7 protein-coding genes are annotated in these 7,947 nt (G+C 70.8%); all 7 read left to right on the forward strand.

Annotation, left to right across the window (positions count from 1 at the left end; translation table 11 throughout):
- The coding region (locus VFZ39_RS08455) for a DUF808 family protein (protein WP_330865295.1) at nt 1–506 on the forward strand (506 nt) is incomplete at its 5' end.
- A gap of 83 nt (nt 507–589) precedes the next feature.
- Nucleotides 590–2,026 carry an adenosylhomocysteinase gene (gene ahcY / locus VFZ39_RS08460; RefSeq protein ID WP_330865296.1) on the forward strand — a complete coding sequence of 479 codons (1,437 nt, stop codon included), beginning with the start codon at nt 590–592 and terminating at the stop codon, nt 2,024–2,026.
- Between the two features lie 66 nt (nt 2,027–2,092).
- Nucleotides 2,093–2,794 (forward strand): MtrAB system response regulator MtrA, encoded by a 702-nt coding sequence (gene mtrA / locus VFZ39_RS08465; RefSeq protein WP_330865297.1) that lies wholly within the window; start codon nt 2,093–2,095, stop codon nt 2,792–2,794.
- Between the two features lie 10 nt (nt 2,795–2,804).
- Nucleotides 2,805–4,418: an MtrAB system histidine kinase MtrB gene (mtrB, locus tag VFZ39_RS08470; protein ID WP_330865298.1), complete on the forward strand. Its 1,614-nt coding sequence runs from the start codon at nt 2,805–2,807 to the stop codon at nt 4,416–4,418.
- Entirely contained in the window at nt 4,415–6,187 is a 1,773-nt protein-coding gene (locus VFZ39_RS08475) for an LpqB family beta-propeller domain-containing protein (protein ID WP_330865299.1), read from the forward strand. Before mtrB ends, VFZ39_RS08475 begins: the two co-directional genes overlap by 4 nt.
- A gap of 61 nt (nt 6,188–6,248) precedes the next feature.
- A complete protein-coding gene (locus VFZ39_RS08480) occupies nt 6,249–6,962 on the forward strand; it encodes a ComF family protein (RefSeq protein ID WP_330865300.1) in 714 nt (237 codons plus the stop codon).
- A gap of 329 nt (nt 6,963–7,291) precedes the next feature.
- Complete coding sequence (gene hpf, locus VFZ39_RS08485) at nt 7,292–7,912, forward strand: ribosome hibernation-promoting factor, HPF/YfiA family (protein WP_330865301.1); 621 nt, start codon at nt 7,292–7,294, stop codon at nt 7,910–7,912.
- Nucleotides 7,913–7,947: the final 35 nt, after the last annotated feature.

Below are 7,947 nucleotides of genomic sequence, written 5' to 3' on the forward strand. Positions count from 1 at the left end.
TGGTCATCGCCCTCAACGAGGTCGAGGACGAGCCGCTGCTCTCGCGCGCGTTGATCCTCGTCTTCGTCGCGATCGCCATCACCGTCGTCGTCTACGGGGCCGTCGCGCTGATCGTGAAGATGGACGACATCGGGCTCCGGCTGGCGCTGCGGGACTCGCCCCGGTCGCAGCGCTTCGGCCACGCCCTGGTCGCTGCGATGCCGCGACTGCTCGCGGCGATCTCCCTGATCGGGACGCTCGCGATGCTGTGGGTCGGCGGTCACATCCTGCTGGCCAGCCTCGACGAGCTCGGCCTCCACGCGCCGTACGACCTCGTCCACGAGCTGGAGCACGCCGTCCACGACGCGGTGGGCAGCTGGGTCGGCAGCCTGCTCGGCTGGGTGGTGAACACGGTCGCCTCCGCGGTGGTCGGCCTGCTCGTGGGCGCTGTCGCCGTCGTGGTGATGCACGTGCTGCCGTTCGGCAAGCGCGAGAAGTCCGAGGGCCACGAGCCGGCGCAGCACTGACAGCCGAGAAGACGCGACGGCGAGGATTCTGCGATCCCGCGTGAGCGGTTCTACCCTCTGGGGAAGTACCTACAGCAGGGGAGATGAGCGTGGACTTCAAGGTTGCCGACCTGTCATTGGCCGAGTACGGACGCAAGGAGATCTCGCTCGCCGAGCACGAGATGCCCGGCCTGATGGCGATGCGCGAGCGCTACGCCGCGGAGCAGCCCCTCGCGGGCGCCCGGATCGCCGGTTCGCTCCACATGACCGTCCAGACCGCCGTCCTGATCGAGACCCTGGTCGCGCTCGGCGCCGAGGTCCGCTGGGCGTCGTGCAACATCTTCTCCACCCAGGACCACGCCGCTGCTGCGGTGGCCGTGGGCCCGACCGGCGCGGTCGACGCCCCCGCAGGCGTTCCGGTGTTCGCTTGGAAGGGCGAGACCCTGGAGGAGTACTGGTGGTGCACCCAGCAGATCCTGCAGTGGCCGGGCGGCAAGTTCGCCAACATGATCCTCGACGACGGCGGTGACGCCACCATGCTCGTCCACCTCGGCGTCGAGGCCGAGAAGGCCGGTGTCGCACCCGACCCCGCGACCGCTGCCAGCCACGAGCAGAAGGTCGTCTTCGACGTCCTCAACGCCTCCCTCGCCGAGAGCAGCGAGCGCTGGACGAAGATCGCCAACGAGATCAAGGGCGTCACCGAGGAGACCACCACCGGCGTCCACCGGCTCTACGACATGCTCAAGGAAGGCTCGCTGCTCTTCCCGGCGATCAACGTCAACGACTCGGTCACCAAGTCCAAGTTCGACAACAAGTACGGCTGCCGTCACTCCCTGATCGACGGCATCAACCGCGCCACCGACGTCCTGATCGGCGGCAAGGTCGCGGTCGTGTGCGGGTACGGCGACGTCGGCAAGGGCTGCGCGGAGTCGCTGCGCGGCCAGGGCGCCCGGGTCATCGTCACCGAGATCGACCCGATCTGCGCACTGCAGGCGGCGATGGACGGCTACCAGGTCGCGACGCTCGACGACGTCCTCGACATCGCCGACATCGTGATCACCGCGACCGGCAACAAGGACGTCGTCACCGTCGACCAGATGGCGCGGATGAAGCACCAGGCGATCCTCGGCAACATCGGTCACTTCGACAACGAGCTCGACATGGCCGGCCTCGAGTCCTACCCCGGCGTCGAGCGCGACACCGTGAAGCCGCAGGTCGACGTCTGGACCTTCCCCGGCGGGAGCTCGATCATCGTGCTCTCCGAGGGCCGCCTCATGAACCTCGGCAACGCGACCGGTCACCCGAGCTTCGTGATGTCGAACTCCTTCACCAACCAGGTGCTGGCGCAGGTGGAGCTCTTCACCAAGCCCGAGGAGTACCCGGTCGGCGTCTACGTGCTGCCCAAGCACCTCGACGAGGAGGTCGCCCGGCTGCACCTCGACGCCCTCGGCGCGCGGCTGACGACCCTGACGGACGACCAGGCGGCGTACCTCGGCATTCCGGCCGAGGGACCGTTCAAGTCCGACCACTACCGCTACTGAGCGGCTCCGGCGGGTCGTTGGCCCGTCTGAGCCCGTCGTGATGAGTCGTCAGGCAGTATTGACAACATGAGTCAGGCACCGGAGGCAGCGCACCGCGGCCGCGTCCTCGTCGTCGACGATGACGCGCCGCTCGCGGAGATGCTCACGATCGTCCTCCGGCAAGAGGGCTTCGAGAGCCACATGTGCGGGCGCGGCGACCTCGCGATGGACGAGTTCCGTGCCTACAAGCCCGACCTGGTGCTGCTCGACCTGATGCTGCCGGGCAAGGACGGGATCGACGTCTGCAAGGAGATCCGGGCCGAGTCCGGCGTACCGATCGTGATGCTGACGGCCAAGGGCGACACGATCGACGTGGTGCTCGGGCTCGAGTCCGGTGCCGACGACTACATCGTCAAGCCGTTCAAGCCGAAGGAGCTGGTCGCGCGGATCCGCGCACGGGTACGTCGGCTGGACTCCCCGTCGCCGGAGGCGCTGTCGATCGGCGACCTCGACATCGACGTCGCCGGGCACTCGGTGACCCGCAACGGCACCCCCATCAACCTGACGCCGCTCGAGTTCGACCTGCTCGTGTGCCTGGCGCGCAAGCCGTGGCAGGTCTTCAGCCGCGAGGTGCTGCTCGAGCAGGTCTGGGGCTACCGCCACGCCGCGGACACCCGGCTCGTGAACGTGCACGTCCAGCGGCTCCGCTCCAAGGTGGAGCACGACCCCGAGAACCCCGAGATCGTCGTGACGGTCCGCGGCGTGGGGTACAAGGCCGGCTCGTCCTGAGGACCCTGCCGTGTCCCTGGACAGGCTGGGACGCCAGCCAGCACTCGATGCCATCACCCGTGGGTTGACGCTGTGGCGACGCTCGATCCAGGTCCGGGTGGTCGCGAGCACGGTGGTGCTGTCGGCACTGGTGATCGGGATCATGGGCTGGTTCCTCGTGCAGCAGACGCGGGACGGCCTGCTGGAGCAGAGCGAGGACGCGGCCCTGAGCGAGGCGGCGCGGGTGACCGCAGAGACGGAAGACTCGCTCGCCGCCGTACCCGCCACCGAGACCGACGTCGCCCGGCAGCTGACCGACCTGGTCGACCCGATCATCCAGCTCGGCGACGCCCGCGACTTCTCGGTCGTGCTGAGCGGCCCGGCAGGAGAGGCCCGGATCACGGACACCGCCCGCTACACGCCGTTGCTCGACAAGGCGAGCGTGCCCGAGTCGCTCGAGGACCACTTCGACAGCGTGGCGGCCACCACGGCGTTCACCTACACCGAGATCCGACGTACAGCGACCAACGGCGAGGAGATCAGCGAGCCCGGGATCGTCGTCGGGTCGCAGGTGCAGCTGCCCGCGGACTCGAAGACCTACACGATCTACTACCTCTTCCCGCTGACCGAGGAGGCCCGCACGCTGTCGCTCCTGCAGCGCGCGATGCTCACCGCCGCCGGCCTGATGGTGCTGCTGGTGGCCGGCGTGACCTGGCTGGTCACGCGACAGGTGGTGACCCCGGTCCGGATGGCCCGGCGGGTCGCGGAGCGGCTGGCGGCCGGCCAGCTCCAGGAGCGGCTGCGCGTGTCCGGGGAGGATGACCTCGCTCGGCTGGCGACGTCCTTCAACCAGATGGCGACGAACCTGCAGCGTCAGATCCGGCAGCTCGAGGAGCTGTCGCGGGTGCAACGTCGGTTCGTGGCCGACGTGTCCCACGAGCTGCGGACGCCGTTGACCACGGTGCGGATGGCCAGTGACGTGCTGCACGACGCGCGGGGCGACTTCGACCCGGCGACCAGCCGCGCCGCCGAGCTGCTGCAGACCGAGCTCGACCGGTTCGAGGGGCTGCTCGGCGACCTGCTCGAGATCAGCCGGTTCGACGCCGGCGCCGCGGTGCTGGAGATCGACGACATCAACCTGGTCGACGTGGCACACCGGATCGTGGACTCCACGGCGCCGCTCGCTCGTCAGAACGACTGCCTCGTGCTCGTCGAGGCGCCTGACCACCCCTGCCTCGCCGAGGCGGACGTGCGGCGCGTGGAGCGGATCGTCCGCAACCTGGTGACCAACGCGATCGACCACGCCGACACCGGCGACATCGTGATCCGGGTCGCCGGCGACGACCATGCCGCCTCGATCGCGGTGCGTGACCACGGAGTCGGGCTCGGCCTGGGCGAGTCCGCACTGGTGTTCAACCGGTTCTGGCGCGCCGACCCCGCTCGCGCCCGCACCAGTGGCGGCACCGGGCTCGGGCTGTCCATCGCGCTCGAGGACACCCACCTCCACGGCGGCTGGCTGCAAGCGTGGGGCCGGCCGGGGGAGGGCGCGCAGTTCCGTCTGACCCTGCCGCGGCGCGCGGGCGCGGTGCTCCGGCACAGTCCGCTGCCGCTGGTGCCCGACGACGCGACGGAGCCGGTGGCATGAGCGGCTCGAGCAGGAGGCGTCGTACGACGGCCACCGGGACGGTCACCCTCCTCGCGGCCATCGCGCTCCTGGCGTCCGGGTGTGTCGGCATCCCGGACGAGGGACCGGTGGTGGAGGCGGAGTCCGACGTCCGCCCCGGCGAGCAGCTCGGCTACTTCAACGACCCGCCGGGGCCGGCGCCGAACGAGAGCGCGACCGACATCGTCAGGCACTTCCTCGACGCGCAGGCTGCCTTCCCGCTGCAGACCAACACCGCCAAGGAGTTCCTGACGTCCGAGGAGGCGACGACCTGGCGCCCGGAGCGGCGGATCATCACCTACGACGCCGCGTCGTTCCCCCAGGGCAGCAACCAGGTGACGGTGGAGCTCGACGGTGCCAACCAGCTCGACAGCCGCGGGTCGTGGCGAGGCCCGCTGCCGGCGGACCAGACCGAGCTGTCCTTCAGCATGACCCGGGTCGACGGTCAGTGGCGGATCTCTGACGCGCCGGACGCCCTGATCGTCCCGTCGACCTGGTTCGACCGTGCCTTCCGCCGGGTGTCTCTCTACTTCACGGACCCGACCGCCAGCATCCTGGTGCCGGAGCCCGTCTACGTGCCACGCGGTGACTCCCTCGCGAGCGTGCTGGTCGACGGGCTGCTCGCCGGTCCGGTCGTCGGTGCGCCCGGGGTCGAGCGCAGCTTCCTGCCGCCGGGGCTGGAGGTGGACCTCTCGGTCACCGTCAGCGAGCGTGGCATCGCGGAGGTGCCGCTGATCGGCGGAGCCGCCGCGATGCCGACCGACGAGGACGCGAACCTGATGGTCGCGCAGCTGGCACGCACCCTGGCGCAGGACTCCACGCTGACCGGATTCCGGGTCACGATCGACAGCGAGCCGGTCACGCTGTCCGACGGCGACACCGAGTTCGAGATGGACGAGGGCGAGTCGCTCGACCCGGCCGGATCCCGCGCGACCTCGCTGCTGTTCGGACTCCGCGACGGGCGGCTGGTCTCGGGCACGGCGGACGCCTTCGAGCCCGTGTCGGGCCCGATGGGGCAGTCGGAGGTCGGCGTCCGGTCGGTCGGTGTGTCGCTCGACGGCACCCGGGTCGCGGGCGTCCTGACCTCGGGCGACGCCGTCCAGGTCACCGACGTGCGCACCGATGACGCCGAGGTCGTGCAGGTGGCCAGCGGCGCTACTGACCTCGCTCCGCCGGTGTGGGACGCAGCCGACCGGCTGTGGCTGCTCGACCGCGCTCGTGGCGTGGCCCAGATCTCGGCGGTCGTGGGTGAGAACGCTCGCACCATCGAGGTGCCGGGCATCTCCGGGGAGCGGGTCGCCCACCTGCTCGTCTCGCGAGACGGGTCCCGGATGGTCGCGGTCGTTCGAGGCGGGCTCCGTGGCCGCGACCGCGTCGTGGTCAGCCGGCTGCAGTACGACCCGAGCGGTCGGCCGCTCGGAGGGACCTCTGCCCGTGAGATCGCGTGGGAGGACCAGGGCCGGCTGTCGGTGGTCGACGTCGGCTGGTCCTCGCCGACGTCGGTCGTGGTGGCGCACCGGCTGGGCGGGAACCTGTTCCAGGTCCGGACGCTGGCGGTCGACGGTGCGCCGGTGGGCCTCGCCGGCGTGGCCGTCACGCTGAGCCAGCGACCCCGGATGCTGGTCACGAGCCCGCGGGCCACCGATCCGTTGTACGTGCTGACGAGCTCCGGCTTGAGCGAGGTCGTCGGTGGTCTGCGCTCGGGCGAGATCGACGAGCGCACCACGTTCCTGACCTACGCCGGAGGCTGAGTCCTCCACAGCTTCCGCGCCGGCCGTTGCCCGCCGCGGAGTGTCCGTCAAGGATCGAGCGGTGTCCTCCACCACGCTGCCGCTGCGCGACGCCGCGCTCGACCTGGTGCTCGGGGGCCGGTGCGTGGGGTGCGAGCGGCCGGGACGGTCCCTGTGCCCGGTGTGTCGGTCTCGGCTGCCGACGACCGCCTGGCCGGCCTGGCCCCAGCCGACGCCGGCCGGGCTCGCGCCGCCCTGGGCGGCGGCCGGTTACGAGGGCCTGGTCCGGGCGGTGCTGCTCGCCCACAAGGAGCGGAACGTCGCCGGCCTGGCATCCTCGCTGGCGGTGCTGCTGGCACTGGCGGTGGCCGCCGCCGCCGACCCGCCCCGACTGCTGGTCCCGGTCCCCAGCAGGCCCGGCGCAACCCGGGCGCGGGGTCACGACCCGCTGCTCGCCGTCGTACGCCGGACTGCCCGGCTGGTGCCGGACACGTGGGTCGCGCCGCTGCTGCGCTCCCGCGGGGACGTGCGCGACCAGGCCGGGCTCGGTGCCGCCGAGCGCGCGACGAACCAGCAGCTGTCGATGTGCTGCCCCAGTGCAGGGCTGCGCCGCCTCGCCGGCAGGGTCGGCCACGTCGTGGTGTGCGACGACGTCCTCACCACCGGTGCGACCGCCCGCGAGGCGCAGCGCGCGCTGGCCGCCTCGGGGGTGAGGGTCGCCGGCATCGCCGTGGTGGCGGCGACTCCGCGCCGGAAGCCCCCGGGCCGCCTTTCGTGTCAACCGGGCATGGTCTAGCGTCTGTGCATGGAGTCCGTCCGGGTCCGTGGTTGCGTCAGTGGGACGCCCCGGGAGCCCGGGGCGTCGCGCAGACAAGCCGATGCCAGTCGCAGGCGAAACGGCCCACGTAACCCCGCTCCCTCCATTGTGGGGGCAGGGGGATCACGGTGCGACTTAGAGGTAAGTCCTGCCTCGTCCGGCCCGTCAGATGCGGGCCGCCACGGGAGAAGGTCAGTAGTGGCAGGCAAGCTGCGAGCGCTTCAGCAGGCGGTTGTGGGGTCGAAGACCAGGTCGGCCGGGCGGACTCCGCCCTCACACCCTGATCGCGCGAGACACGGGAGGTTGACATGGAAGTTGTCGTCACGGGTCGCCACATCGAGCTCAGCGAGCGGTTTCGCTCACACGTGACCGAGAAGCTCACGAAGCTCGAGAAGCACGATCACCGGATCATGCGCGTGCAGGTCGAGGTGGAGAGTGAACGGAACCCGCGACAACACGACCGTGCGATCAAGGTGGAGCTCACCGCCTTCTCCAAGGGCCCGGTGATCCGGGCCGAAGCCGCGGCCGAGGACAAGATGAGCGCGCTCGACCTCGCGCTCGACAAGATGGCGTCGCAGATGCGGCGGGCTGCCGACCGGCGTCGAGTGCACCGCGGCCGTCCGCCCGCCTCCGTCGGCGAGGCCCTCGCCGGGATGGAGTCGATGGCGACCACCACCGTCGAGGACGAGGACACGATCCGCGAGCGCAACGTCGGCCCGATCGCGGTCACCGGCGACGGACCGCTCGTGGTGCGCGAGAAGACCCATCCCGCGGAGCCGATGACCCTCGACCAGGCGCTCTACGAGATGGAGCTGGTCGGTCACGACTTCTACCTGTTCGTGGACAAGGAGAGCGAGCGGCCCTCCGTCGTCTACCGTCGCCGCGGCTACGACTACGGCGTGATCTCCCTGGAGCTGGGGCACTCCTGACGCCCCCGGGCCGGGTGAGCCCGGCCGGTGAGGCA

The organism is Nocardioides sp. (genome assembly GCF_036374615.1).
In the GTDB taxonomy this organism is placed as follows: Bacteria; Actinomycetota; Actinomycetes; order Propionibacteriales; family Nocardioidaceae; genus Nocardioides.

Excerpts from the sequence above, each read along its gene's own strand:
- hpf (WP_330865301.1), top strand. The coding sequence starts at position 7,292 with ATGGAAGTTGTCGTCACGGGTCGCCACATCGAGCTCAGCGAGCGGTTT.
- ahcY (WP_330865296.1), top strand. The coding sequence starts at position 590 with ATGAGCGTGGACTTCAAGGTTGCCGACCTGTCATTGGCCGAGTACGGA.
- VFZ39_RS08475 (WP_330865299.1), top strand. The coding sequence starts at position 4,415 with ATGAGCGGCTCGAGCAGGAGGCGTCGTACGACGGCCACCGGGACGGTC.
- mtrA (WP_330865297.1), top strand. The coding sequence starts at position 2,093 with ATGAGTCAGGCACCGGAGGCAGCGCACCGCGGCCGCGTCCTCGTCGTC.